This window comes from Pseudomonas sp. GL-R-26 (genome assembly GCF_019947365.1).
Lineage (GTDB): Bacteria > Pseudomonadota > Gammaproteobacteria > Pseudomonadales > Pseudomonadaceae > Aquipseudomonas.
Window position 1 is genome coordinate 1 of the sequence record NZ_JAGYGI010000048.1, and the last position, 26,684, is coordinate 26,684.

The 26,684-nt window shown below is 59.1% G+C and carries 20 protein-coding genes and 1 pseudogene; 9 read left to right on the forward strand and 12 right to left on the reverse strand.

Features of this window, described 5'->3' with window-relative positions; genetic code table 11:
- Nucleotides 1-130 precede the first annotated feature (130 nt).
- On the reverse strand, nt 131-652 hold the full coding sequence (gloA, locus tag KGA96_RS28150) for a lactoylglutathione lyase (protein WP_046043827.1): 522 nt from the start codon (nt 650-652) through the stop codon (nt 131-133).
- A 144-nt stretch (nt 653-796) separates the two neighbouring features.
- Here gloA and KGA96_RS28155 point away from each other — a divergent pair, with 144 nt between their 5' ends.
- The gene (locus KGA96_RS28155; RefSeq protein WP_046043826.1) at nt 797-1,315 is read left to right on the forward strand and encodes a DUF4946 domain-containing protein; all 519 of its coding nucleotides are present in this window, start codon (nt 797-799) and stop codon (nt 1,313-1,315) included.
- Nucleotides 1,316-1,477: 162 nt separating this feature from the next.
- Here KGA96_RS28155 and KGA96_RS28160 read toward each other — a convergent pair whose 3' ends face one another.
- The 3 genes from KGA96_RS28160 to KGA96_RS28170 all read right to left on the reverse strand — a co-directional run bounded on the left by KGA96_RS28160 (nt 1,478) and on the right by KGA96_RS28170 (nt 4,592).
- Nucleotides 1,478-1,840, reverse strand: coding sequence for a histone-like nucleoid-structuring protein, MvaT/MvaU family (locus KGA96_RS28160; protein ID WP_008065377.1), 363 nt, complete (start codon nt 1,838-1,840; stop codon nt 1,478-1,480).
- 234 nt (nt 1,841-2,074) lie between these two features.
- Entirely contained in the window at nt 2,075-3,607 is a 1,533-nt protein-coding gene (locus KGA96_RS28165) for an EAL domain-containing protein (protein ID WP_223515806.1), read from the reverse strand.
- A 112-nt stretch (nt 3,608-3,719) separates the two neighbouring features.
- Complete coding sequence (locus tag KGA96_RS28170; RefSeq protein ID WP_046043821.1) at nt 3,720-4,592, reverse strand: LysR family transcriptional regulator; 873 nt, start codon at nt 4,590-4,592, stop codon at nt 3,720-3,722.
- 77 nt (nt 4,593-4,669) lie between these two features.
- Between KGA96_RS28170 and KGA96_RS28175 the strand changes: the two genes are divergently transcribed.
- Both KGA96_RS28175 and hppD read left to right on the forward strand, forming a co-directional pair.
- The gene (locus KGA96_RS28175) at nt 4,670-5,614 is read left to right on the forward strand and encodes a DMT family transporter (protein ID WP_223515808.1); all 945 of its coding nucleotides are present in this window, start codon (nt 4,670-4,672) and stop codon (nt 5,612-5,614) included.
- Nucleotides 5,615-5,865: 251 nt separating this feature from the next.
- On the forward strand, nt 5,866-6,942 hold the full coding sequence (gene hppD, locus KGA96_RS28180; protein ID WP_223466111.1) for a 4-hydroxyphenylpyruvate dioxygenase: 1,077 nt from the start codon (nt 5,866-5,868) through the stop codon (nt 6,940-6,942).
- 63 nt (nt 6,943-7,005) lie between these two features.
- On the opposite strand, the gene rarD is transcribed toward hppD, so the two are convergent.
- The 3 genes from rarD to KGA96_RS28195 all read right to left on the reverse strand — a co-directional run bounded on the left by rarD (nt 7,006) and on the right by KGA96_RS28195 (nt 10,607).
- The gene (rarD, locus tag KGA96_RS28185; protein WP_046043816.1) at nt 7,006-7,887 is read right to left on the reverse strand and encodes an EamA family transporter RarD; all 882 of its coding nucleotides are present in this window, start codon (nt 7,885-7,887) and stop codon (nt 7,006-7,008) included.
- Nucleotides 7,888-8,084: 197 nt separating this feature from the next.
- The gene (locus KGA96_RS28190; RefSeq protein WP_223515809.1) at nt 8,085-9,098 is read right to left on the reverse strand and encodes an aldo/keto reductase; all 1,014 of its coding nucleotides are present in this window, start codon (nt 9,096-9,098) and stop codon (nt 8,085-8,087) included.
- A 198-nt stretch (nt 9,099-9,296) separates the two neighbouring features.
- Nucleotides 9,297-10,607: an MFS transporter gene (locus KGA96_RS28195; RefSeq protein ID WP_223515811.1), complete on the reverse strand. Its 1,311-nt coding sequence runs from the start codon at nt 10,605-10,607 to the stop codon at nt 9,297-9,299.
- A gap of 170 nt (nt 10,608-10,777) precedes the next feature.
- Here KGA96_RS28195 and KGA96_RS28200 point away from each other — a divergent pair, with 170 nt between their 5' ends.
- Both KGA96_RS28200 and KGA96_RS28205 read left to right on the forward strand, forming a co-directional pair.
- Nucleotides 10,778-11,899 carry a sugar diacid recognition domain-containing protein gene (locus KGA96_RS28200; RefSeq protein WP_046043813.1) on the forward strand — a complete coding sequence of 374 codons (1,122 nt, stop codon included), beginning with the start codon at nt 10,778-10,780 and terminating at the stop codon, nt 11,897-11,899.
- A gap of 229 nt (nt 11,900-12,128) precedes the next feature.
- A complete protein-coding gene (locus tag KGA96_RS28205; protein WP_223515813.1) occupies nt 12,129-13,265 on the forward strand; it encodes a glycerate kinase in 1,137 nt (378 codons plus the stop codon).
- Between the two features lie 124 nt (nt 13,266-13,389).
- On the opposite strand, the pseudogene KGA96_RS28210 reads toward KGA96_RS28205, so the two are convergent.
- Nucleotides 13,390-13,617 (reverse strand): annotated as a pseudogene (locus KGA96_RS28210) (DUF6124 family protein); the annotation flags it as partial.
- A 350-nt stretch (nt 13,618-13,967) separates the two neighbouring features.
- Between KGA96_RS28210 and KGA96_RS28215 the strand changes: the two are divergent.
- The 4 genes from KGA96_RS28215 to KGA96_RS28230 all read left to right on the forward strand — a co-directional run bounded on the left by KGA96_RS28215 (nt 13,968) and on the right by KGA96_RS28230 (nt 21,449).
- Nucleotides 13,968-15,155, forward strand: coding sequence for a pyridoxal phosphate-dependent aminotransferase (locus KGA96_RS28215; protein ID WP_223515814.1), 1,188 nt, complete (start codon nt 13,968-13,970; stop codon nt 15,153-15,155).
- A gap of 262 nt (nt 15,156-15,417) precedes the next feature.
- Nucleotides 15,418-17,373, forward strand: coding sequence for a hypothetical protein (locus KGA96_RS28220; protein ID WP_223515817.1), 1,956 nt, complete (start codon nt 15,418-15,420; stop codon nt 17,371-17,373).
- Between the two features lie 234 nt (nt 17,374-17,607).
- A complete protein-coding gene (locus tag KGA96_RS28225) occupies nt 17,608-19,815 on the forward strand; it encodes an autotransporter outer membrane beta-barrel domain-containing protein (RefSeq protein ID WP_223466106.1) in 2,208 nt (735 codons plus the stop codon).
- Between the two features lie 152 nt (nt 19,816-19,967).
- Nucleotides 19,968-21,449, forward strand: a complete 1,482-nt coding sequence (locus KGA96_RS28230; protein ID WP_223515820.1) for a hypothetical protein — start codon at nt 19,968-19,970, stop codon at nt 21,447-21,449.
- 43 nt (nt 21,450-21,492) lie between these two features.
- On the opposite strand, the gene KGA96_RS28235 is transcribed toward KGA96_RS28230, so the two are convergent.
- From KGA96_RS28235 to KGA96_RS28250, 4 genes are all read right to left on the reverse strand, one after another.
- Nucleotides 21,493-22,587 (reverse strand): fimbrial protein, encoded by a 1,095-nt coding sequence (locus tag KGA96_RS28235; RefSeq protein WP_223515823.1) that lies wholly within the window; start codon nt 22,585-22,587, stop codon nt 21,493-21,495.
- A gap of 73 nt (nt 22,588-22,660) precedes the next feature.
- A complete protein-coding gene (locus KGA96_RS28240) occupies nt 22,661-25,174 on the reverse strand; it encodes a fimbria/pilus outer membrane usher protein (RefSeq protein ID WP_046043804.1) in 2,514 nt (837 codons plus the stop codon).
- Nucleotides 25,175-25,192: 18 nt separating this feature from the next.
- Complete coding sequence (locus tag KGA96_RS28245; RefSeq protein WP_046043802.1) at nt 25,193-25,948, reverse strand: molecular chaperone; 756 nt, start codon at nt 25,946-25,948, stop codon at nt 25,193-25,195.
- 95 nt (nt 25,949-26,043) lie between these two features.
- Nucleotides 26,044-26,592 carry a fimbrial protein gene (locus KGA96_RS28250; protein WP_046043801.1) on the reverse strand — a complete coding sequence of 183 codons (549 nt, stop codon included), beginning with the start codon at nt 26,590-26,592 and terminating at the stop codon, nt 26,044-26,046.
- Between the last annotated feature and the right edge of the window lie 92 nt (nt 26,593-26,684).

A 26,684-nucleotide genomic window follows, 5' to 3' on the forward strand; every position in this document is an offset into this window, starting at 1 on the left:
ACTCAGGCTGGTCTCAATACTGGACACGATAACCCGGCTTAACCGCTTAACCTGAACCGCCGTATACGGAACCGTACGTACGGTGGTGTGAGAGGACGGCGGATGTAAATCCGCCTCCTACTCGATTGCTTTATAACGGAGCCGGCTGAATGATCTCGACCCAGTAGGCGTCCGGATCCTTGATGAACGCCAGGCTCTTCATGCGGCCATCGCTCAGGCGCTTCTGGAAATCGCAGCCCAGTGCTTCAAAGCGCTCGCAGGCGGCGACGATGTCTGGTACCGAGATGCAGATGTGGCCGAAACCGCGCGGGTCGGTGTTGCCATTGTGGTAGGCGAAATCCGCATCGTTCTCGGTGCCGTGGTTGTGGGTCAGCTCCAGGATGCCGGGGATCGATTTCATCCACTCGGTGCGCGTAGCGGCGTCGGCCGGGATCTGGTTCTTGTCCACCAGCGCCAGGAAATACAGGCTGAACTCGGCTTCCGGGAAGTCGCGTTTTTCCACCAGGGTAAAGCCTAGAATGCGTGTGTAGAAGTCCAGGGACTTGGTGATGTCCTTGACCCGCAGCATGGTGTGGTTGAAGACAAATTTCTGTGTGGCAGCGTCCGGTTCGGCGGTGACGCCGGGGAAGGTGTTCAATTCGTGCAGGCTCATGGGCCCTCCGGGAAATATGTGGGCTAACGAATGGCGACAATGATACGCAAGGGTTCGGACATCGCCAAACCCAAACAGTCCGCTATTGCCTGACAGCCGGCCTGGGCCCAGACTTTACGGCTTGATCCTTGAGTGCCCATTGCAATGATTCGATTTCGTAACGTGCTGTTCATCCTGCTGAGCGTGTTTTCGCTGGCTGGCGTTGTTCGCGCCGATGCGCCAGTAATCACCTGGCCGCAAGGCTGGCAGGTCGAAGAAGTGCCTGAATCGGCGTCGGGAGTCAGTCGCCAGCGGGCGGTGAAAAATGATCAGAATGGATCGCCGCTCATGGTGATGGAACTGACCATGAGCCCGGTGCAAAGCGATCATCAGGTAAACCTCGAAGGCGTATTGCTGGAGATGCGCAAGTCGGTTCAAAAAGACTTCTTTCAGGGCGGGTATCAAAGTGTCTGCACGCGCATTCATTCGACTACCTTGAGTCGATTGGCAGCGCTGGAAACAACCTGCACCATCACGCAAAACGGCCGGCATGTGCTTTCGCAAACATTGGTGGCCGCAGTGGATGCCGATAAAGCCTATGTTCTTTCCTACGCAGGGCAGGCCGAGGCTTATAAGACGAGCCAGGATGAAATAGACGCAGCCCGTAACAGCTTGAAACTTTAGTAAGCGACAGTGCTTTTTCGATGCATGAAGAAAATTTTAGATATCCAAATGGATTAAGCACAAAGTTGGTGGCAGTCGGGTAATTGTGCGGTGTCCGCCTCGGGTTTTAGATGGCCCATGAAAAAGCCCTGCATGAGCAGGGCTTTTTTGTCGCCGCGAGAGTTAGCCGCGCAGCCAGGAATCAACGGTGGCTGCACCGTACTGTTCTTTCCAGGCTTTCAGGCCGCGGTGGTTGCCGCCCTTGGTTTCAATCAGCTCGCCGGTGTGCGGGTTCTGATAAACCTTGACCACACGGGCGCGGCGGGTTTTAGGTGCTGCCTGCTGCAGGCCGGATTTTGCCGGGTTAGGGTCGAGAATGGCGATGATGTCGCGCAGGCTCTTGCCATAGGTTTTCATCAAGCCCTGGAGCTTTTCTTCGAATTCGATTTCTTTCTTGAGCCCGGCATCGTTCTTCAGGGATTCCAACTGCTTGAGCTGTTCTTGAAGGGCCTTTTCGGCTGCACGAAATTCAGCGAGTCTGGACAATATCTTTACTCCAATAGTGTGTTTGGCTGATACCAACCGCAAACAAAGCTATAAGCCAAGAGCCTTGAAGCGACTCGGTGATAGTGGCTCACCTGCCAATTTAGCGCAGGCATGAAAAATTGTAGTAGTTAATTGGCCAAGAGTAAATCCTGTCTTTTTCTTCATGTAACGTCAGTAGTGTTTTGATTCAAATTGGTGCGGCTAATCGTTTGTTTTGGCGATTAAATTCGCGAGTTAATGGTCGCTTAATGCACTAATGAATTCCGCGCCAGGCATGGGTTTTCCGAACAGATAACCTTGCAGGAAGTTGACCTGGTGAACGCTCAGGTAATCACTCTGCTCACGGGTTTCGACACCTTCGGCCACTAGGGCAAGGTCGAGTTTGACCGCCAGTTCGATGATGCTGTCGAGGATGTGGCTCGAGAGTGTGTCGACGCCGATCATGGCGACAAAACTCTGGTCGATTTTCAGAAAATCGACATTGAACTGCCGCAGGTAGCCAAGGCTTGAGTGGCCCGTGCCGAAGTCGTCGATGGCGATTTTCACGCCCAGTTCGCGAAGTTGCTCGAACAGTTGCAGGGTAATGGCCGTGGGCTCGATCAGTTCACGTTCGGTCAACTCCAGTACCAGATGGATCGAGCCCGGCTCGAAGGCATCGAGGAACTCGCGGCAATCCTTGACCAGTTCCAGGTCCTGGCAATGGCTGGCGGTGATGTTGATGCCAATGTGAAACGGCTTGTTGAAGCTGGCCGATTGCGGTGCGAGCAGGGCGGCGGTTTGTCGCATCAGCGAGCGGGTCATCGGTACGATCAGCCCGGAGTGTTCGGCGAACGGAATGAACAGGTCCGGACGCACCAGGCCTTCCTTCGGATGTTGCCAGCGCATCAGCACTTCAGCGCCGGACCAGCTTTTGCTGTCGCCATGCACCACGGGCTGGAAATACGGAATGAACTCTTTGGCTTCCAGTGCCCGCTGCATTTCATAGGTGGGTGACGATGAGCGTTTTTGCAGGAAGTGACCGATTGCCCCGGCAATCACACCGAAGAAAATCAGCAGGCTAAACAGCGGTGGATATTCGCTGCTCATGTAGCGCCAGGTTTCGCCTTTGGGGAAACCGGCTTCCACGGCAAAAGCATAGTGCCCGGAGGTCAAACGACTTTGCGCAACGGGCAACTCGGGCGCAGCGCCCGTATGAAACTTGCCGTCGGCGGACAACCAGTCCGGGCCGACTTGCAGCAACAGCAAGGTCTTGCGGCCGATCAGGCGCAGGATATTGCTCAAGTGATAACCATCGATGGTCGTCAACGCGCCTTTTTTTCCTTCGCTCAGGCGGTACACCAGCAAGGCGGTGTTGGGCGTTACCGGATTGCCGCTCATGAGCCATAAGGCGCCCTGGGTGTAGTCACCGGGGTTGACCGTCTCCTGGTAGTCGCCGAACAGAGAGCTGCAATAGAGGTTGTTGTCCCACACCAGGTTGGTTGAGCGCACGAAGGGGCGGCGGGTGACCTGCTCGCGCAGCGCCAGTTTGACGTCACTGCAACTTTGGCCCGCCAGCGGCAGCAATTCACGAGCGGCCTGGGCGGTGCTGTCGAGCATCAGGTCGAACTGGCGAATCGCTTCTTCGGCGGTTTGCTGGGTGTCTTGTTGGAGCGCACGCCCTGCTTGCAGGTAAAGAATGGCAGCCCCCAGCAGTACCGGGAGCAATCCACTGATCAGGGTGACCGCAATTTTTTTTCTGCGACTGCGGGTTTTGGCTTTCAGCGGCATTCGCGAGTCCTGTCACGAAGTAGTAAGGCTCTCAAATGATGGCAGGGCAAAACGCCTCCCATGAAGAGTTCGGGTATGGCCAATGATAGTTGGCCGTTGGCGGTTATGCGGCTCAACGCAAGTCAAGGCTTTCGGCCAGCTTGATAAAGGCCAGTGTCGCCGGTGATGCCTGGCGTCGATCGAGCACTGCCAGGCCGACCTGCCGCAATACTGCCGGCGACAGTGGTTTTTTCACCCAGCGGCGGTCAATCTGTTCGGGCAATGAACCTTCGGCAACCACCGTCACTGCGTCGCCACGAGCGACGACATCCAGGGTGCTGATCAACTGCGAGCAGCGATAACGGATGTTGGGCGTCAGTCGGGCCGCCGTGAACAGGCGTGAAACCAGCTCCGAAGAACCGGCCTCGGTCAGCACGAACGGGAAATCGCACAGGTCCTTCAGGCTCAGGCTGTCGTGAATCGCCAACGGGTGGCCGGCGGGCAGCAGCGCAACCATCTGGTCTTCGATCAGCGCGACCGTGTCGAAACGCTCCTCGGGCAATACCACAAAGCCGATGTCGATCCGTCGTTCCTCCAGCCACTGGAGCACCTGGCGGTCGGGGCCTTCGTCGATATGCACCTCGATGCCGGGATGGTCTGCGCGGTACTGCTGCAGAATCAACGGCAGCAATTTGATCGAAGAGGTCGGGCCGAAGGAGCCGATGCGCAGCGTGCCGCGTTTCATGCCCCGCGCATCGGCCGCTTCCTGGCGCAGGGTGTTGGCCAGGCCGAGCATCGCCCGGGCGCGCAGCAATAACTGCTGGCCAATGTCGCTCAGTTCGACCTGGGATTGATGGCGGCGCAACAGTTCGACACCCAACTCCAGTTCCAGGGACTTCAACGCATGGGACACCGCCGATTGGGAAATACCCAGGCGATTGGCCGCTGCCGTGAAACCGTGGAGTTCGGCCACCAGGGAGAAAATCTCCAGTTGAGTGAAGGTCATGAGTGTTTGCTCATTTTACGATGACTGGGTATTAGCTGAATGATACGGCATCTCTCCAACATCCGGTCCTGGAATCCATGACGATCTGTGAGCAAAGCCGGGCAAAACCCTCGGATCTGCCGGTGTATCTGAAACTGGCGGCGGTCACCATGGTGTGGGGTGGCACCTTCGTCGCCGGACGCTATCTGGCTGGTAGCCTCAGCCCGTTACTGGCGGCCAGCCTGCGGTTTCTCCTGGCCAGCCTGGCGTTGCTGCTGTTTATAAGCATGGCGCGCACACCGCTGGTCCGGCCCAACCCCCGGCAATGGCTGCAACTGTCATTGCTTGGCTTTTTCGGGATCTTTTTCTACAACCTGTGCTTCTTTTACGGCCTGCATTACATCAGCGCTTCACGGGCGTCCTTGATCGTGGCGCTGAATCCGGCGGTGATCGGCCTCGCTTCCTGGCTGCTGTTCAAGGAGCGTTTGAACCGGGCCAAAGTCGTCGGCATTGCAATCTGCATGGCGGGCGCGAGCATGGTGATCGTCAGTCGCGACCCGCAACTACTGGCCGGCGGTGCCGGTGCCTGGCTCGGCGACCTGCTGATTTTCGGCTGCGTCCTCGGCTGGGGTGTCTACTCGCTGTTCTCCAGAGAGCTGAACCACAGCCTGGGACCGGTGCAAACCGTGACCTGGTCGATCCTGCTGGGCACCGTCATGCTCTGGACCACCAGCATCGTGCGCGGAGAGGTGAGTGTCGCCGCGATCGCCCAACTGGGTACGCAGCAATGGTTGAGCCTTTTGTACCTGGGCGTGCTGGGATCGGCGCTGGCGTACATTGGCTACTACGACGGCATCCGCAAGATCGGCGCGACCCGTTCCGGGGTGTTCATTGCCTTGAACCCGTTGACGGCGGTGGTCCTTGGCGCGCTGCTGCTGGATGAGCCGCTGACGCTGGCCATGTGCCTGGGTGGCGGGCTGATTCTGGCGGGGATTTTCCTCTGCAACAAACCCCTTGCGCGGCTATGGAAAAAGGGGATTTGATACAGAAGGCGGACAAACTGATTTACGCTGTGTAGAATCGGGTTACGCATACAATAATAATCGTCTTCTGGCAGCAGAAGCCTCGCCCGCAAGAGCCTTGGGTCGAAAATGAAGATATTCGGGTTTCAACTGATCTACGGTGACTTTCTCGCCCGCAGTGTGCGGGGTATCTCCTGTGCGCCACCCACCGGTCTCAGCATTGCTTACAACTAACCTTTGTTAATTGATAAAAAAATGATGAGGCGCCGACCATGGCAGATTTATACGAAAACCCAATGGGCCTGATGGGCTTTGAATTCATCGAGCTCGCATCGCCGACCCCGAACACCCTGGAACCGATCTTCGAGATCATGGGCTTCACCAAGGTGGCGACCCACCGTTCCAAGGACGTGCACCTGTATCGCCAGGGCGCGATCAACCTGATCCTCAACAACGAACCCCACAGCGTCGCCTCGTACTTCGCGGCCGAGCACGGTCCGTCGGTGTGCGGCATGGCGTTTCGCGTCAAGGATTCGCAAAAAGCCTATAAGCGTGCCCTGGAACTCGGCGCCCAGCCGATCCACATCGAAACCGGCCCGATGGAGCTGAACCTGCCGGCGATCAAAGGCATCGGTGGTGCGCCGCTGTACCTGATCGACCGTTTCGGCGAAGGCAGCTCGATCTATGACATCGACTTCGTGTTCATCGAAGGCGTCGACCGCCATCCGGTCGGTGCCGGCCTGAAGATCATCGATCACCTGACCCACAACGTGTATCGCGGTCGCATGGCCTACTGGGCCAACTTCTACGAGAAGCTGTTCAACTTCCGCGAAATCCGCTACTTCGACATCAAGGGTGAATACACCGGCCTGACCTCCAAGGCCATGACCGCACCCGATGGCATGATCCGCATCCCGCTGAACGAAGAGTCGTCCAAGGGCGCCGGCCAGATCGAAGAGTTCCTGATGCAGTTCAACGGCGAGGGCATCCAGCACGTTGCGTTCCTGTCCGATGATCTGCTCAAGACTTGGGACCACCTGAAAAGCATCGGCATGCGCTTCATGACCGCGCCGCCGGAAACCTACTACGAAATGCTCGAAGGCCGTTTGCCGAACCACGGCGAGCCGGTGGGCGAACTGCAGGCGCGGGGCATTTTGCTGGACGGTTCGTCCGATTCGGGCGACAAGCGTCTGCTGTTGCAGATCTTCTCGGAAACCCTGATGGGGCCGGTGTTCTTCGAGTTCATCCAGCGCAAGGGCGACGACGGTTTCGGCGAAGGTAACTTCAAGGCGCTGTTCGAATCCATCGAGCGTGACCAGGTTCGTCGTGGTGTTCTCTCCACCGACTAAGCCGTTACACCGATAAAACTGTGGGAGCGAGCCTGCTCGCTCCCACATTTGTTTTACGTGGCCTTAAGGTCTGCGCTGGCGGACCAGATGCTTGAACCCTTCGAACACCAGCACCAACACGGCCATCCAGATCGGAATGTAGGTCAGCCATTCACCGGCCTTGATGCTCTCCCCAAGCAACAACGCCACGCCCAGCAGCAACACCGGTTCGACGTAGCTCAACAAGCCGAACAGGCTGAACGGCAGCAGGCGACTGGCAATGATGTAGACCACCAGTGCCGATGCGCTGATCACGCCGAGCATCGGAATCAACAGCGACAACCATGGATGCTGTTCAAACACTCCGAAACCTTGCGCACCGCTCTGGACGAACCAGAACGCTACCGGCAGGGTCAATGCCATGTCCAGCCATAACCCGCCGAGGTTGTCCGCCGCCAGCCGTTTGCGCAGGACGAAGTAGGTCGGATAGCCGATGCAGACCAGCAAGGTCGCCCAGGAAAAACCACCGACCTGATACACCTCGTTGACCACCCCCAGGCAGGCGAACACCACCGCGACTTTTTGCAGATAGGACAGGCGTTCGCCGTAGGCCAGGCGACCGGTCAGGACCATGGTCAGCGGCAGCAGGAAATAGCCGAGTGATACGTCGAGGCTGTAGCCGTTCAACGGCGCCCACATGAACAGCCACAGCTGCACACCGAGCAGGGCAGAGGAGGCGATCAACGCGCCCATCAGTTTCGGATTGGCCTTGGCGCGCCGAACGATCTCCAGCACGCGTTTCCACTCCCCGGACACCACCATGAACACGGTCATGCACGGGACAGTCAGCAGCATGCGCCAACCGAAGATTTCCACGCCGCTCAAGGGGGTGAGCAGCGACGTGTAGTAATACATGACGGCAAACAGCACCGAGGCTGAAACCGATAGAGCGATACCTTTAGACAAGCTGTCCTCGCGAGGTTGAAGGTGAAACGGGGTGCGGAGGATACGTGGTTTTAGCGTCGAATATTGACCAATCAATCAACACGGTCCAACTGTAGGAGCGAGCCTGCTCGCGATAGCGATCTTTCAGCCAACATCTCTGTTGAATGTAGTACCGCTATCGCGAGCAGGCTCGCTCCTACAATGGGTTCTGTGTTGATTCAGGGAGTGCGCGGTGTACGCCCCGACACAAAATGGCTCACATCATTGAACCCCGGTGTCGACGCATGCCCCGGTGTCACCAGCGAATCGATGAACACCTCGTCCTCGGCCGTGATCTTCACCGCCTGCGCCTTAGTGTAGGCGTCCCACTGCGCTTCGGTACGCGGCCCGACAATGGCCGAGGTCACGGCGCTGTTGTTCAGCACCCAGGCAATCGCGAACTCGACGATGCCCACACCGCGCTCCTGGGTGTATTGCTGGATTTGCTGGGCGATGCGCAGGGACTCGACGCGCCATTCGGTTTCCAGGATGCGTTTGTCCTGGCGTCCGGCACGGCTGTTGGCATCAGGTTTTACATCCGGTGCGTATTTGCCGCTGAGCACCCCGCGCGCCAGCGGGCTGTAGGGCACCACGCCCAGACCGTAGTTTTGCGCCGCGGTGATCTGCTCGGTTTCAGCCTGGCGGTTGACGATGTTGTACAGCGGCTGGCTGATCACCGGCCGGTCAACGCCGAGCTTGTCGGCCACGCGAATGACTTCGGCGATGCGCCAGCCACGGTAGTTGGACAGGCCCCAGTAACGGATCTTGCCCTGGCGGATCAAGTCGCCGATGGCCGATACCGTGACCTCCAGCGGCGTATTGTGGTCTTCGCGATGCAGGTAATAGATGTCCAGATAGTCGGTGCCCAGGCGCGTCAGGCTGGCATCGATGCCGTTGAACAGATGCTTGCGGCTCAGGCCGCTGCGGTTGGGGACGCCGTCCACGGGACCGAAGCCGACCTTGGTGGCCAGTACCCATTCATGGCGACGGCTGGCGATGGCCTCGCCGACGATCTCCTCGGAACGGCCGTTGGTATAGACGTCGGCGGTGTCGATGAAATTGATGCCCTGGTCCCAGGCCTTGTCGATGATTCGCAGGGAATCTTCGGCGCTGGTCTGTTCGCCGAACATCATGGTGCCCAGGGTCAGGGTGGACACCTGCAGACCCGAATGACCCAGCGTGCGGTAGCTCATGAGCAAATCCTTTTACCAGTGGGAAAGGCTCAATCAGATACCAGAACCATTGCCGGGAGCAAACGCAAATCTCAAACACACTCCAATCAACTGTAGGAGTGAGCCTGCTCGCGATGACGGAGTATCAGCCAACATCCATGTTGACTGTGAAACCGCTATCGCGAGCAGGCTCGCTCCTACAGGAGAAATGGGTGGTGCTTAGACGCGCAGGGTACGGGTCATGCGCAACGCCAGCAAACTGCCGCAGACAATCACACCCGCCAACAGGTACAACGCCGCATCGGTCGAGCCGGTGCTGTCCTTGACCCAACCCACCAGGTACGGGCTGAGGAAGCCGGCCATCTGCCCCATCGAGTTGATCAGCGCCAGGCCGCCAGCCGCCGCGCCGGCATTGAGCAGGGCGGTCGGCACCGGCCAGAACATTGGCAGGCCGGTGAGGGCGCCCATGGTGGCGATGGTCAGGCCGAGAATCGCGATGGCCGGGTTGGCGGCGAAGTTCACCGCGATCAGCAGACCCAGTGCCCCCATCAGCATCGGCACCACCAAATGCCAACGACGTTCCTGGCGCAGGTCCGCCGAACGGCCCACCATCAGCATGAACACCGCAGCCAGCAGGTACGGAATCGCACTGAGCCAGCCGATCACCAGGTTATCGCTGAAGCCCAGGTTCTTGATGATCGATGGCAACCAGAAGTTGATTGCGTACACGCCACTCTGGATGCAGAAGTAGATCAGGCCGAAAGCCCAGATCGCCGGGTTCTTGAACACCGCCAGCAGCGAATCGGTCGTGGTTTTCGGCTTGTTCGCCAGATCTTCGGCGTGGTCGGCTTCCAGCACCGAGCGCTCGAACGGGGTCAGCCACTTGGCGTTCGCATAGCTGTCGCTGAGCAGGAAGTAAGCCAGCGCACCGAGGATGACGGTGGGAATGCCTTGCAGCATGAACATCCACTGCCAGCCAGCCAAACCACCTTGGCCTGCGCCGAAGTGGTTGAGAATCCAGCCGGAGAACGGACTGCCGAGCAGGCCGGAGACCGGGATCGCCGACATGAACAAGGCCATGATGCGGCCACGGCGGAAGGTCGGGAACCACTGCGAGAGATACAACACCACGCCCGGGAAGAACCCGGCTTCGGCCGCGCCGGTGAACAGGCGCAGGGTATAGAACTCGGTCGGCGTGGTGACGAACAGCAGGCAGGTCGACAGGCTACCCCAGGTGATCATCATCAGCGCGATCCAGCGCCGTGGGCCGAATTTGGTCAACGCCAGGTTGCTTGGCACGCCGCACAGAACGTAACCGATAAAGAAGATGCCGGCGCCGAGGCCGTACACGGTCTCGCTGAACTTCAGCGCGTCGAGCATCTGCAGTTTGGCAAACCCAACGTTCACCCGGTCGAGGTAGTTGAACAGGTAGCAGATGAAAATGAAGGGGATCAAGCGCAGGGTGATGCGCTTGTAGACGGCGTTTTTGTCGTCAGCGATGGCGTCGGACGCTACGGCGCTCTGTGTCATGGCGGCTCTCTCTTTATTATGATTTTTTGCGATGCAAAGGGTAACGTTGATCGCCCCCAGAGTCTCGACCACCCTCAGGGTGGCTGTCTTTGTGCCTGAGCACAGGGTTTGCAACCAAGGCCTGTGCGGGTGAACAACCCGTTCCATCACTGTCTTCAAGGATCACTTGCATGTTCGAACTCGATCACGACCTGGCCCAGGACATCGTCGACCGGGCGATGGCCATCCTGCCGTACAACGTCAATGTCATGGACAGCCAGGGCTTGATCCTGGGCAGCGGCGAGCCGGAGCGGGTCAACACCCGGCATGAAGGCGCGCAACTGGTCTTGGCCAATGGCCGGGTGGTGGAGATCGATGCGCAGACGGCGATTCATCTCAAGGGCGTGCAGCCGGGCATCAACCTGCCGCTGATGCTCGATCAGCGCCTGATCGGCGTACTGGGTATCACTGGCGAACCCGAGCAACTGCGCACCTACGCCGAGCTGGTGCGCATGACCGCCGAAATGTTGGTGGGCCAGCGCAACCAGCAGGCCGAACAACAATGGCGGCGCCAGCGCTGCGATGATCTGCTGGCGTTGTTGCTCAGCGAAGCCGGGGATGCTCCGCGCCTGGTCGATGAAGCGCAGCAGTTGGGCCTCAAGCCCCAGATGACCCGGGTGCCGTACCTGTTCGAACTGGGCCTGGAGCACGCTCCGGGGCAAACCGTCGAGGCACTCAGCGCCTGGTTGACGAGCCGTCACCCCGACAGTTGGTGCGTGAGCTCGGCCAAGACCTCTTTGCTCTGGTGCCGACCGGCGAGCCAGACGGTGGAGAACGAGCGCTTGCTGGACAAGCTCGACGGCCTGGGCTGGAACATCCTGCGCATTGCCGTGGGTGGGCAGGCCGATGGCCTTTCGGGCTTGCGTCGCTGCTATCGCCGGGTCGGTGACTTGCTGGCCTACGGGCGCGAAGTGTTGCCGCGCTCCCGATTGCTGACGCTCAATCGCTATCGGCTGCCGGTGATGCTGTGGCGCCACCGCAACGACGACGCCCTCGACGAATTGCTCAATCCGCTGCGCAAGGTTATTGCCAAGGACAACAACGGTCAGCTGTTGGCAACCCTGCGCAGCTGGTGCGAACACGATGGCCAGAGCCAGGCCTGCGCCGATGCACTGGGCATCCACCGCAACAGCCTGCGCTATCGCATGGAACGGATTGCCGAGCTGAGCGGGGTTGATCCGTTGCGGCTGGACGGCATGCTGGCGTTGTATCTGGGTGTGCAATTGCTGCCCCAGACAGACACTAGCCTGTGAGCCAGGCAATGCCCCTGTAGGAGTGAGCCTGCTCGCGATGGCGGCGTATCAGTCAGCATTGATGTCGCTGACACTCCGCCATCGCGAGCAGGCTCGCTCCTACAGGGAATGCGTTCCTCCACGGGCTTTGTGGAAATGAACAATAATCCTCAACACCGCTTGTGCAGCGGCCCGGCGTTATTGTTCATGGCGGCTGGCAGCATGTGGGCATTGGAACTGGAGAATTCCCATGAAAATCGTGATCGCCCCCGACTCGTTCAAGGACAGCCTCAGCGCCCAAGGCGTGGCCGATGCCATTGCATTGGGATTGGCCCAGGTCTGGCCTGATGCCCAATTGATCAAATGCCCGATGGCCGACGGCGGGGAAGGGACTGTCGAGTCGATCCTGGCGGCGTGCGATGGCGAACTGCGCCGCAATGAGGTGCGCGGGCCTTTAGGGGCTACGGTGAATGCAGCCTGGGGCTGGTTGCCCCAGAGCCACACCGCGATCATCGAAATGGCCGAGGCCAGCGGTTTGCAATTGGTCCCGGTGGCGCAACGGGATGCGTGCATCAGCAGCACCTTCGGGACCGGGCAATTGATCCGCGCCGCACTGGATGCCGGTGCACAACGGGTGATCCTGGCGATTGGCGGCAGCGCGACCAATGACGGCGGCGCCGGTGCCATGCAGGCCTTGGGCGTGAAACTCCTCGACTTCCAGGGGCAGACGCTGTCACCGGGCGGCCTCGCCCTAACGCAGTTGGCCCGTGTTGACCTGGGCGAGATTGATCCGCGCCTGGCCCAGGTGCGCTTCGACATCGCCGCCGACGTCAACAATCCTCTGTGCGGCCCCCACGGTGCCTCGGCGATCTTCGGCCCGCAAAAAGGCGCCTCGCCCGTGCAGGTCGAGCAACTGGACCGCGCCCTGGGGCACTTTGCCGACCATTGCGCGCAAGCCTTGAACAAGGACGTGCGCGACGAGCCGGGCAGTGGCGCGGCGGGCGGCCTGGGGTTTGCTGCCAAGGCGTTCCTCGGTGCGCAATTCAAGGCGGGCGTTGAAGTGGTAGCCGAACTCGTGGGCCTGGCCGACGCCGTTGCAGGCGCCGACCTGGTGATCACCGGTGAAGGGCGTTTCGATGCGCAAACCCTGCGCGGCAAGACGCCCTTTGGTGTGGCGCGGGTCGCCCGGGAACACGGCGTGCCGGTCATCGTCATCGCCGGTACGTTGGGCGAGGGCTATCAGGCACTGTACGAGCATGGCATCGACGCTGCGTTTGCCCTGGCGAGCGGGCCGATGACCCTTGAGCAGGCCTGCGCCGAGGCGCCGCGTTTGCTGCGTGAGCGGGCGACCGATTTGGCGCGGGTCTGGCGGGTGGCCAGCCGGTAAACGTTTGAACACCACAAAACCTGTAGGAGTGAGCCTGCTCGCGATGGCGGTGTATCAGTCAGCATTGATGTTGACTGACAGTCCGCTATCGCGAGCAGGCTCGCTCCTACAGGTTCATCCATTCCTACTCAGGCGGGTCAATCTGATCCAGCACCCGGTTCGCCGTGATCTCCGCCAGCATCACGCTGTTGGAAATCCCCAGCAGCGCATTGCGCGATCCCCCATCCAGATGATCCACCAACTGATGGACCATCACGTCGACTGACGCCAGCGTTTCCACCAGGTAAACCACCAGGGTTTCGGTCGTCACTTCAGGGTTCACGGTAAACAGTGAACCGGGGGTGGCAGCTGTGCGCAAGTTAGTCGACCGGCAAGGAAAGCAAAACCGGCGCGCCCGAGGACGCCAAGCGCACAGCTACCATCAAGCGCAGGCAAAAACCTGACTGATGATGCTTGTGCGACCGCTTTACCTTAGCCGGGCGACTAAACCCGATCACTGATGAGCAGTGACGCGAATCAAGTTACCGATGGCCCCCCAGGCGCACAAGCCGGCGGATTCTGGCGTAAGCGTAGGCAATGGCGCAAGGTCCTGTGGCTTTCATGAAGTAACCTTAAACACCATTAAACAAGTGCTGGCAAGGTGCCGTATTGCGCGATTTGAGATAGGGTTGTCGCCAGGAATACGCGCGACAGGAGAACGCCATGCGCTACTCAGCCTTGACCCAACGAATCGCCGGTGACGGAGCGGCGGCCTGGCAGATTCACGATCGAGCGCTGGCGCTGCGCGAGCAGGGTGTCGATGTCTTGCTGCTGTCGATCGGCGACCCGGACTTCGACACCCCACAACCCATCGTGCATGCGGCCATCGACAGTTTGCTGGCCGGCGACACGCACTACCCGGCGGTGCGCGGCAGCCAGGGTTTGCGCGACAGCATCGCCCGGCATCATCGCCAGCGCAGTGGCCAGGCAGTGGATGCGCAGCACGTGATCGTCTTCCCCGGGGCGCAGTGCGCGGTGTATTCGGTCGTGCAATGCCTGCTCGATCCGGGGGACGAAGTGCTCGTCGCCGAACCTATGTACGTGACCTACGAGGGCGTGTTCGGTGCCTGCGGGGCGAAAGTGGTGCCGGTGCCGGTGCGTTCGCAGAATGGCTTTCGGGTCGATCCGGCGGATGTCGCGGCACTGATCACACCGAACACCCGCGCGATGTTGCTCAACAGTCCGAACAACCCCTCCGGCGCCAACCTGCCGCTGACGACCTGGAAAGCGCTGGCCGCATTGTGCATTCGCCACGACCTGTGGTTGATCAGCGACGAGGTGTACAGCGAGTTGCTGTTCGAGGGCGAACACATCAGCCCCGCGAGTTTGCCGGGCATGGCCGAGCGCACGGCGACCATCAACAGCCTGTCGAAATCCCATGCCATGAGTGGCTGGCGGGTGGGTTGGGTGATCGGGCCGCAATCGCTGTGTGAACATTTGGTGAATCTGTCGTTGTGCATGCTGTTCGGCATTCCGGATTTCATCCAGAACGCCGCGCAATTGGCGCTGGATGAAAACCTGCCACACGTGGCGCAGATGCGAGAGGAATATCGCCTGCGTCGCGACCTGGTGTGTGCCAGCCTGGACCTGTGCCCTGGCATCCGGGCGATTCGCCCCGATGGCGGCATGTTCGTGATGGTCGACGTGCGCCAGACCGGGTTGTCGGCCCAGCATTTTGCCGAGCGACTGCTGGACGGCTATGGCGTGTCGGTGCTGGCCGGGGAGGCCTTCGGGCCAAGTGCGGCCGGGCATATTCGCATCGGCCTGGTGGTGGACCGGCCGAAGCTGGCGGATGCCTGCCGACGTATCGTGATGTGTGTAACGAACATGCTTGAAGGGCGGCGGGCCTGAGTTTTTTTACTTCGGCTTGAGCGTCCCATTGCCCGTTTCAATCTCGTTTAAACGCACTGCATCGTGCAAAAAAAAGCGCGGGTACCTGTCAACTTTGACAGTATCGCGTTGTAAAAAACTGCCGTTTAATTCGCTCAAGGTCCAGTTACCGAGCAGAGCGAAGGGACAGTGTTGTGCTTACCCGATGTCTCGATCTGCCAGACAGGCTTGGTGGCCATTGCGTGCGCAAGGGTCGAAGTGTTGTTCATGGGAGAACGATGTCATGGCGAGTCAAGACAGCAAGCAATCATTAGCCGCATGGAGTCAACGTGTACCCGGGCGCAATGGCCCATTGGCGTTCGACGAGCCGGATGTCAGTACTGTAACGATGCCCGGAAACCCGCCAGGCCTGTTCCCTCGGGCGTCACTGGATGCCGGAATCGGACTGGAGATTAAAGCCTGGGCAACGCTACCAACTGATGACGGTGAAACTGAAAGCGTGATACTCCAGATTGCGCGGCCTGGCAGTGATGAATACGAAGATGTTGCAACTGTCACCTACACCCACGGTACGTCGACTTTCCCTTTGCCGATCACCCTCCCGGCTGCATTTTTGTTGAAGCCTGAAAACGAGGGGGCATTCAATATCCGCTACGAGCATGTGAACTGGGTCGGGACGTCTGCCTGGTCGGTAGATGTACCGGTCTTTATCGACAAGACCCCGCCCAACGGTACAGCGGCACCTGACAAGATTACATTTTCAATTGCACCGCCCTTTACTGAGGACAAACTTGCCGGGTTGACGGACGTTGATGGCACCATCCCCGTCTGGGCCGGGGCTGCGCAAGGCGACAGGGTGGCCTTTGCCTGGATGAAGGACCGGCTACCCGAAGACCCGAACGATATTGTTCCGATTGCCGTGGTCGAGTTGGGGCCGGACCGAAAGGTGAAGTTCCCGGTTGCGCTCATTCGCTCACTGGGTGACGGTGGGTTCTGTGGTGGCTATACCATTTTCGACAAGGCGGGTAACCGCAGCAGGATTTCGTTGTATGACTTGATCCCCGTTGCGCTAGGCACCCTTCCGCCAACGCCCTACCCCGCACCGAGTGTGCCGGAAGCGGTCCCCAAAGGTTATGTCGATCGAAACGACGCGCTTCAGGGTGTTCACGTCGAGTTCGCCAGCATTCTGCATGCGAAGAGCACCGATGAGGTCGAGATCATCTGGAATGGGGTAGCGTTGGATTATAAGACGCCGGTCGGTTCTAGCCCAGGTAATACCATCAGTATCGGTGTTAGCTGGGTACACATGCGTGACCAGTACGGCGCCGCGACCGGAGCTGTTTCCACCCCCATTGAATACAAGTTGTACCGCGGCATACTCGAACTGGGTGGTGCGTCCGGCACGGTGATGGTCAATTTCGAAACCACAGGCCCTGGCAATCCCGATCCGTGGCCTGGCAACCCGTTGCTGCTGCCGCTGGATGTGTTTGGTAAATCAAACGTTGCCAACAAATTGGTTGCCAGTGATGAGGACGAGCTCATCGAAGCGGTGATCGAACTGGTCGATCCAATTGCCGATGGCGACAAATATCAGGTGCTGTGGAATGGTGTTCCAATCGGCGCCCCCTATGTGATTAATATCGCCAACGATACCGCCGGCGACGAGATTCGAATCGAACTGGATTGGGACGTGATCCGCCGGCAAGGCAACAATCCGAAAATGCCGGTGACGTACTCCCTGTCCAATCCTGCCATCGCCAACCCTCAAGAGCCAAAGGACCCAACCGAGGTTGGAATCGAGTTTCTGACGGTGAACTTGCCGGTTGCCCAGCCACAACATCTCATCAACGGCAGATTGACCTGTCGATCGCTGCATACAGAAGGCGGCAAGATGGGCTTCCAATACCTTATTCCAGCCAGCGACTATCTCAAGGAAGGGATGATGGTGAGCGTGGAGTGGAAAGCCTACACCACATATGCCAACCCTCAACCCGTGCCGGGAGCCGGCAAGACCGCAACGCTTGGTCCTGTCACGGCCGAGCAGGAAGCCAACGGCTTGATGTGGCTGATCGAGCCCTATGACACGCACCTGTTACCGACCTGGGGAGGCCCCACTGATCAGGAAGGCAAGGGCGAAGTGATTTACACCCTTGTTGTCGACAGCGTACCCGTGCCATCGCCAGCATCAGACACGCGGGTGGTGCTCTCGGCGGGATCGGGAACTTGTGTCATTCCGTGAAGTGAAAACAGGCAGGAGCAAACCCTCGGTGATCCGTGTCATGGGGCACGGACCCATCGCTTTGATTCGGCGATGGGCGTCGAAACCGGTGGTAAAAAATCCTACAGGATCTTAAGGATACTCCCGCATTTCAATCAGTTGTTACTGGATATTCTGCGTCGTCTTTGTAGTTCGGATCATCACAGCCTGTAGGGCTGATCCGGTTTTTTTCGTCCAGAAATCATGGAGCCTGTTATGGCTGGCACGCGTTTGTTCACCCTGAGCCCCCTGTCTCAAATCTTGAAATTGTTGTCCTTCGCTCCGCTGATGTTACTCGGCGAGCACGCTGTATCAGCGACTCGCACGGTCAATGCAACAACGCTCGGCATCGATGGCAGCGCTGCGTTCGACAGTTATCGATTGATCAACGCCGCCACGTTGAATGCCAACGGCGCCCGGACACAAGATATTAGAGTCAGCAGTGGTTCCAACTTGAACCTGACCGGCAGTCAAGTGCAGGGCACTGGAACCAACAATGGCATTCATCTGGATGCAGGCACCGCCACCATTACCGGCAGCGCTATCAGCAGCGACCGGATCGGCCTGGTACTCAGTCACGATGCCGCCAACACCAGAGGCTCTGTCGTGCAAGTGAACAGCAGCACCATCTCCGGTGGGCAAAACGGAGCGACGGTCAATGCCATGAGCACACTGACACTGACCGGCAGTACGGTGACGGGGGGCAGCGCAGCGGGCTTGCGTTTGTTCAATGGTACGGTCAATGCCAATGACAGCACCATTGTCGGTGCCAAGAACGGTGTTCAAATCAATTTCGATCCGGCGATTGATGCCCCCGGCACGCTGAATCTCAGAGGCTCTCACGTCATCGGGCGTGACGGCTCGGCCATTATTGTCGACCCGCTGAGCACTGGGACCGTATCGGCCAATATCGCCGTACTCGATGGCTCGACCCTGACGGGCAGCAATGGCGTATTGATGGAAGTCGTCAGGGGCGCCGAAGGCAATCTGCGTGTAGGTAACAGTCATCTGGTGGGCGATATCGTTGCCGATGGCAGCAGCACCGCCAATGTAACCCTGGAAAACTTCGCCACCCTGACCGGACGCCTGGAAAACGTGCAGAACCTGGCGGTCAACAGCGATGCCCGATGGATAATGGTCGGCGATGGCAGTGTTGAAAACCTGGCCTTGAATGGCGGCGGGGTGCAGTTCGGCAACCCTGGGGAATTCTTCAAGCTCTCTGTGGGAACGTTGTCGGGGGAGGGCGGTACGTTTTACATGCACCACGACTTCACCACCGGCCAGGTCGATACCCTTACGGTCACCGGCAACGCCAGCGGCAACCATGTGATAGCGCTCGACAGCAGCGGCACTGAACCGCAGGCTCCGGCATCGACCGCAGTCGTCCATATCGGCTCGGGGGATGCGACGTTCAAACTGGCCGGCGGTGCTGTCGACCTTGGTGCGTTTTCCTACGACCTGATCAAGCAGGGCGACAACGACTGGTTTCTGAATACGGCTACAAAAACCATCAGCCCGGGTACTCAATCGGTGATGGCGCTGTTCAATGCCGCGCCTACTGTCTGGTACGGTGAACTGAGCACTTTGCGCAGTCGCATGGGCGAAGTACGCATGGACAACGGCAAGGCCGGTGGATGGATTCGGGCCTATGGCAACAAGTTCGATGTCAGCGCCAGTTCTGGTGTGGCCTACCAGCAAACCCAGCAGGGGTTGTCGTTCGGTGCCGATGCTCCCTTGCCGTTGGGTGACGGGCAGTGGTTGGTGGGGCTGCTGGGTGGTTACAGCAAGTCCGACCTGAACATGGCCCGTGGCTCCAGTGGCACGGTTGATAGCTACTATCTGGGTGCCTACACCACCTGGCTGGATGAGCCGAGCGGGTACTATTTCGACGGCGTGCTCAAGTTCAACCGCTTCCAGAATGAGTCCGACGTACGACTCAGCGACGGCACAAAAGCCAAAGGTGATTACAACAACAATGGCGTCGGTGCGTCGCTCGAATTCGGCCGGCATATCAAGTTGGCCGACGATTACTTTGTCGAGCCTTTTACCCAGCTTTCGGGTGTAGTCGTCAAGGGTGCCAGTTACAACCTGGACAACGGCATGTCCGCCGAGGGTGATCGCGCGCGCTCCTTGCTCGGCAAGGTCGGTGCCACAGCCGGACGCAATTTCAATCTGGGTGAAGGCAAAGTCGTGCAACCGTACCTGCGGGCGGCTTATGTGCATGAGTTCGCCGAGAACAACGATGTCGAGGTCAACAACAACCCGTTTAAAACCGATCTTTCGGGCTCCCGTGGTGAGCTGGGAGCGGGGGTCGCCATGACCCTGACCGACAAGGTCTCGGTGCACGCCGATTTTGATTACAGCAACGGCGACAAAATCGAGCAGCCTTGGGGTTTCAACGTTGGTGCGCGTTACAGCTGGTAATTGAACCTCTGAAGTAGCCAGCCATTACTGCCGAGTGCCGTCATTGATGACGGCACTCGGCGCTCCCGAAAACGGAGCTGAGTGTTGATTGCGCTCGGGGCTCTTTGACTCTGCGAGTCTCCAGCGTTCGGCACTCGGCGCAGGAGATATCCATGTCATCAGAGCAAACCGTTGTGCCGCTGCCGCCACCGACCACAGTCCCTGCTCCCTTGAGCAATGTCGTGGGCGGGGAAACCAATCTGTTGCACCGAACGGCCTGGAGTGACCCGAACAATCCACTCAAGGTGTGCTTCGATCCATGGGAAAACTCGCAACCGTCCGTGGGGGATCCGGAGTCAGTCCAGATCCTCCTCAATGACGTTGAAATCGGCCGCAAGGAGTGGACCGCACCCATCCCCCCCAGCGATCTTTTTGTTGCCATCAGCGAAGACAAGCTCCCCTCGGGTGTACACGAACTTCGCTATATCGTGACGATCTGGAGTGGGACGCCTCATGAGTCGTATCCGCTCGTGATCACCGTTGATAAAAACGGGCCATTGCTCAATCCATCCAGTGCATTTGTTTTTCCTTCTGCCGTACTCCCGCCCAACACGCTCACCGCTCGCTACCTTGAACAAAACAACGATGAGGTAAAGGTGGACCTGCCTGTTTATACAACGCCGCGTCCCTGGGACTGCATCACCTGGTATTGGGGGGAAACCCGGGGCAACCTGAATAAGGGGGGGGTCATTGAACTTGATGAAAAAAACTACGAGCTGCCCGTGGTAGTCACCATCGAGGGCCAATTGATACGGGATCGCAAGGACGGCCTGCGTTATGCCTGGTACGAGGTGTCCGACCGTGCAGGTAACGTGAGTCGACCGCCTTCCGATCCTGTTGAGCTGGACGTTGCCGCGACCCCGATACCTCGTAACCTGCCATGGCCTACCGTTGAGAAAGCGTCGGGCGCGGGAGAGCAACAGACGCTGGATCCATTGCTGGCTACGACAGGTGCGGTGGTGGAAATCCCGGTAGACGCGGTGATTTATCCAGGCGAACGAATGTGGGTGCAGTGGGGTGAGCCCGGAACCCTGGGTGCACGTCGGATTGAGCAGCCCATCTCTCCGGGACAGCGCCGCTATCAGGTCGACATGCAGGCAGTGGCCGCTCACATCGGCAAGACCTTATCAGTGCAATACCGCGTAATTGACGAGCAGGACGGGGAGCATTTTTCCTTCCGCCGCCAGCTTCAGGTTCAAACCATCCCGAGCAATCGCTTCGAGGCTGTGCGATGTGACGGGCTGACCGGTGGCAACCTGCGTTATAGCGCGGTTGCACCCGTGGGGGCCCGGTTGACGCTGGCTAAATGGAGTTTAATCACAACGGATCAATGGATCATGATCACCATGACGGGAGTCGGCACATCGGGGGATCTGGTGTTCGAAGCGATCAGGAAACGTGCGATCACGGCGCAGGAAGTCGTAGGCGGGATTGGTTTCAGTACCGATATCAGAGTCCCCAAGGCATTCCTCAATACGCTGCGGCGCAATGCGCCTTTAACGGGCAAGGTCTATCTGAGCTTTGATGGCGGACAAACATGGCCGCCTTTGGCAGCGCCCAATTTTCCCCTGCTGCAATTGACCTTAGTTGACTAGCCGTCAGCAGTCAGGGCCCCGTATCAACGGGGCCGGGTGCGCGCTATTTGTAGGTCAGCGTGAAGTTCAAGGCACCTTTGGCGTCGCCCGGCTTGACGTTCGCTCTTGACTCTATCTGGTAAAAACGCGCGGCAAAGTCGAGTACGGTGTCACCGGTGGTGATTTGCTGTATCGGGACTTCCGTGTTGAGCTCCACGGGTGTCGACCTGTCCCCTCTGAGCAGTTGAATACCGATGCCTTTGGCACCGGACGCCGGAGTCAGGCTGAAAACGCCGGGAATTGCCGGGATGACAGGTGATGACCCGCCGCTACCCTCGAAGCGGAGATTGGCGGTGGCGATGTTGGTGTTGGTGTCGTCCGCGACGCAAGCACTCAAGGTGATGTTGAACGCAACAGCGCTCGTGACATGACCAGGGCCGGAAAAGTCGGCAAGGTTCCAGTCTCCCAACTGTACCGGGTCGGCACTGACTTTGTTGCTGCCGCAATGAGCCTGGATGACCGTGCCGCTCAGTCCGACCCGAAAGCTCTTGCCCGGGATACCCGATAAGGCGCCGCTAAACAGTTCCTGTCCGGTCAGTGTTTGTGGGCCAGGGGCAATGGGCCCCGTCTTGATCAGCGTGATGTAGCTTTCAAGGTTGGCGAAGTTCAGCTGCGCTGGTCCCATTGGACGCTGATGGTGGGCGCTGAAGGGAACCGTGGAATCTCCCGTGTCAGGGGTGAATGCATTCGTTGCACTGCCATTGAACGGGAATCCCAGTTCAAATCTGGCTCCGACCCCTGGAATGTTGGTGGGCAACAGCGTGTGCACCGCTCCGTATGTACCGCTTCCGGAAGGCAGGCCCTGAACAGGAGGCACGCTGGTTTGTGCGTTGAAGGTCAGGCGAACACTGCCATCGTTATCACACATAATGTTGCGCCTTTCATTGTTGTCGGTTCGCTTGAACCGTCGGCTGCCGATAATGCTGCCGACAGGGGCATCCCGGGGGATGTAAACGCTTCCAAGGTCCTGGATGAACGTCATTGTCCCGCTCCCGTTGGCGCCCCATTCGCAGGTATTGTTAGCCGCTGCGGCAAGATGCACCTGGCACCCGGCCGCGAGCCCCAGCAGCCCGGTCAAACAGTGTAAGGAACGTTTCATATTGTTTCTCCCGAGTGGGGCAGGCAGGCAGTCAGGGGCTTGGCCCGTGGCGTGTATTTCGATTTTGCAGTGGTCAGCGACATGTCAACTCCTGCATTCGATAGCCTTGCGCCTGATCCATTTGCTGGGGGTCGATGTGCAATTGACATTGAGGTTCAACGTGCTCGCCCCAGCTCACATTCACCACTTGGGGCTCGGCGCTGGTCGAGAGCAAGACCTGGCCCGCCTGACCCACCATGCCGATGACCGTGCCTTTTTCATCGGCCAGCTGTGCGCCGAACGGCAATGTTTGACCACTGACGGTTCGCCCGGTGATGAGCAGACGGGTGACGGTCCGCGCGGGGAAGGAGGCCTTGACCACGGCGCCGCGCCTTGGCACGACCTGAGTGGTGCCGTTATCGATTTCTACTTCGGGGCCCAACTGATCGGTTTGCAGTACCAGTTGATTGTTCCGATAGGGACGCAGGTGCGGCGCGAGGGCATAGCCGCGTTCATTGGTCTTGACGCCGACGGCATTCAATACGCCGACACCGGCAATGCCGGGTACCTCCACCAATGCGGTAGTCTCGCCCAGATAAGGCCCGGCCTCGACACCATCGGCATGCAGCAGTAACGCGCCGCTGGCATTGAGTGAAACGTTACGGTAGTCCTGGCCTTGGGTCAGGCCGGCGCCAAGGCTGCCGAAGGGGGCCTGATAACCGAGCGACAGTGCTGCCGATTGCCCACTGTCCTCATGGCTGACCGATGCCTGGTAATTGAGGCGGTTTTGGTCGGTGCTGCCGCTGAGGCTGGCGCGCTGGGCAAAATGTTCGCCATTTTTCTGGGCGTCGAACGTTGCATTGGCCGAGTGGCCGAAATCCAGCGGCATCGTGACGCTCAAGCCGACCTGCCGGTCGTTGCCCCTGGACGAGTTGAGCGATTGTGACGCGAACAGGTTCAAACCGACGCCTTGGAACTGGGTACTGGCGTTGAGTTGGTATTGCCGCTGTGTTTGGCTGCTTTGCCAATAGTCCTGCTGTGACAGCGTCAGGCTCAAGGCACTGCTGGCGCCGATGCTCTGGTAGATCGAGGCTTCCAGCCGGCTGCGGCGGCTGCCGTACCAATGGGAGTCATGGCTTCGCTGGCGCACGGCTTCATCGAAGTCCCGATAGCCTTCGGTAGAGTAGCGGTAGCCGGCAAAACGCAGATTGGTGTTGGAGGCGAAGGACTTGCCGTATTTCAGCGCATAACTCATGCCTTGGACCTGTGGCGAATCCAGCGTATCGATATCGGCACTGGAGTGCGTGAGGTCCAGAGACAGGGCGCCGAACCTACCCAGATCCCGGGCTGCACCAACAGTCCCGGCCCGGTAGAAATCGCTGGCCATCAGGCCGCCATACAACGTCGAGTGCCACCCCGTTCCCATGGCCAGGGTGCCTTGCCAGAGCAGTGGCTGCTCGAGATTCTGCGCGCCGTTGTAGCGACCCAGGGCTGTGCTATAACGCCAAACGCCCTCGCGCAGCAGATTACCGACGCTGGCAAAGGATTGGGTAAAGCGCCTGACCTGACCATCGGCCTCTGTCAGTACGATCTCCAGTTCGCCACTTCCGCCATTGGTACTCAGGTCATCGATTTCATATGGGCCGGGGCTGACATAGGTGGTGTAGATGGGATATCCGTTCTGGAAAACTTCAAGTTTGGCACGTGTTTGTGCGACGCCGCGGATCACCGGTGCGTACCCTTGCAGGACATCCGGCAGCATGCCCATGTCCGAACCGATCAACGCGCCCTTGATGGGCAGGCTTCTGAATACGTCGCCGCTGGTGAAGGTTTCGCCCAGTGTCAGGTTGGCGTGGGTGCCGGGCAGGTCGCGTTGCGCATAGGCATAGGCACGGGCCCATTCACGCTTGCCGTCGTCGTTCTGGCGCAACGATTGGTTACTGCGCAAGCGCCAGGGTCCCAGATTGATGCCGCTGTTGAGATACAGATCATCGGTGTTTTGCCGGCCGCGATAACGGTTGGTGCCTTGCTGCGCCGTCGCCTGATAGTTGACAAATGCGGCATTGATGCCGTGGTCCCAACGTTCGGGGTCGATCTGACCGTGCACATCACGGCGCATGGCGATATGCGGGATGGAAATTGCCAGTAACAGCTGACTGCCATCAAAGTCGATTTCGGCGCCGGGGATCATTGCCTGTAGATCGACGCAACGGGTTGTCAGTCGCTCGGGTTCGGCGATGCTGTCGAGCCGTACACCCATCTGACCCAGCAGTTCGGCGCTCAGGCAGGGCGTCAGTTGATTGCCCTGGGGGCTGAGGATGAACTCGATTTCTCGTTGGCCGAAGTACGACAGGTTGACTTGTATCTCGACCAGATAGCGCCCCGGTCCCAGATCGTGTGTTTGAGCCAGGATCTGTAGCGCTTGCTGGCCCGCACTGCTTGCATGATCCGGGCTCTGGCGCATGAAGCTTGATTGAAATTCAACAGGGGGGGCTGCCTGTGCGAGCCTCGGCTCAGCGAGCGTGGCGCCGCTGTAACCCACCACAAGCACGTGAACAAGGTGCAGCCGCGGTGTGCGTCGGCACTCAAAGGATAGGGGGATGGTCATGGTCGGGGGCGCACTGTCTCAAGGGGTAATCTGAACGGGCAGGTTCAGCTGTGCGGAATTACCGCCGAAATCGTTGATGGCCGAGAACTCGACCTGCAGTCCCTTCGAAGGCACTGTTCCCGACAACACAAAGGTCTGCCGCGACAGTGGCGCCACCATTTCGGCTTTCTCGACAAGTTGGCTGTGGTCATTACCCTTGACGGCAAGGCGGGCAAACGTCACGTGGAAGGGGGTCGGGTTGAACACCTCCAGCTGCGTTTTGCCGTCGGCCCGGCGAATGGACCACTGCAGGTCCTTGAGCCGGGCCATGGGGTTGTCCTTGAGCTGGCTTGGGCGATAAAACAGCTTGATTCGGGTGCGCAGGGCGATGTTCAGGACATTGCCCGCCTCTGGATTGGCCTGCGGAATTTCCTGAACATTGAAGTAAAACAAGGATTCCCGATCTGTCGGCAGATCGTTCGGCAGGCCATTGATCTGGACTTGTTGCTCCTTGCCGGGGTTGAGCCGGAACAAGGGTGGGGAAGGCATGAACGGCACCGCCGTGGTTGCATCATCGGCGGCGGTGTTGACCCAGGTTTGCACGGCGTATATCCGTTTGCTGGGGTTGGCGACTATCAATGACGTATTGCGTTTGTTGCTCTCAAACACCACACGCGTGCCGCTGAGTGTCAAGGCGGCCTGGGCGGCGGGAATGCTGGTCGCCAGCATGATTGCAGACATGCAGACGCCAAGGGCAGGCCGGGAAGCGGCCGCCTGCTTGATCAAACCGAACATGGTTCATTACCTTTTTTCAGGTGTAAGCGACTGCTGGACAGCGCTTGGTGCCCTCCCTGGCGATGTGGGTGGCAAAGGAGGGCAGGGGGCGGGGATTAGTTGATGTCGACGACGAACTGCACGTCGGCCGAAGCCCTACCGGCCGTCACTGTCGTCGCTGTCGAGCGGTAGGTTGCGTAGAACAGCAGGTCGGTCGGGCCGGAATCGTTCAGGTCGTAATCGGGTGATGAGGTGCCCGGAACCAGTGGAGTGCCGCTTCTATCCTTGAGAGCGATCACCACGTCCTTGGCAGCGTCTGGGGTGGGGGTCAAGGCAAAGTAACTGCCGCTAGGGTCGGGGGTGCCGTTGAACTTCACGCTAGCCTTGCTGTTCGCGGTGATGTTGCAGCCTGAATTGTCCGGCACGCGCAGCGCAAAGCTCTTGCCCCCGTGTTCCTGACCGGTCGCGGTAAAACGGCTGGCTGCAACACTGCCCATTTTTACCTGGTTGCCAATGGAGTTGTCCGCCGGGTTGACGACTTCAATCGGGCAGGAACCGGAGGTGATCTGGCCCTCGAAGTTGATGGTGCCGGTATTGGCGAATGCCGAAGTGCCGGCCACGCCTGCAGCCAGGCCGAGGGAAAGTGCGAGTAGCGACTTTTTCAAAATATTAGTCCTTTTATTGACACAGTGCCGGCGTTCTAAAGGTCGAGACGCCGCCGTTGTTGCACTGTTTAGCGAGGGGTAAGTTGGGGGAG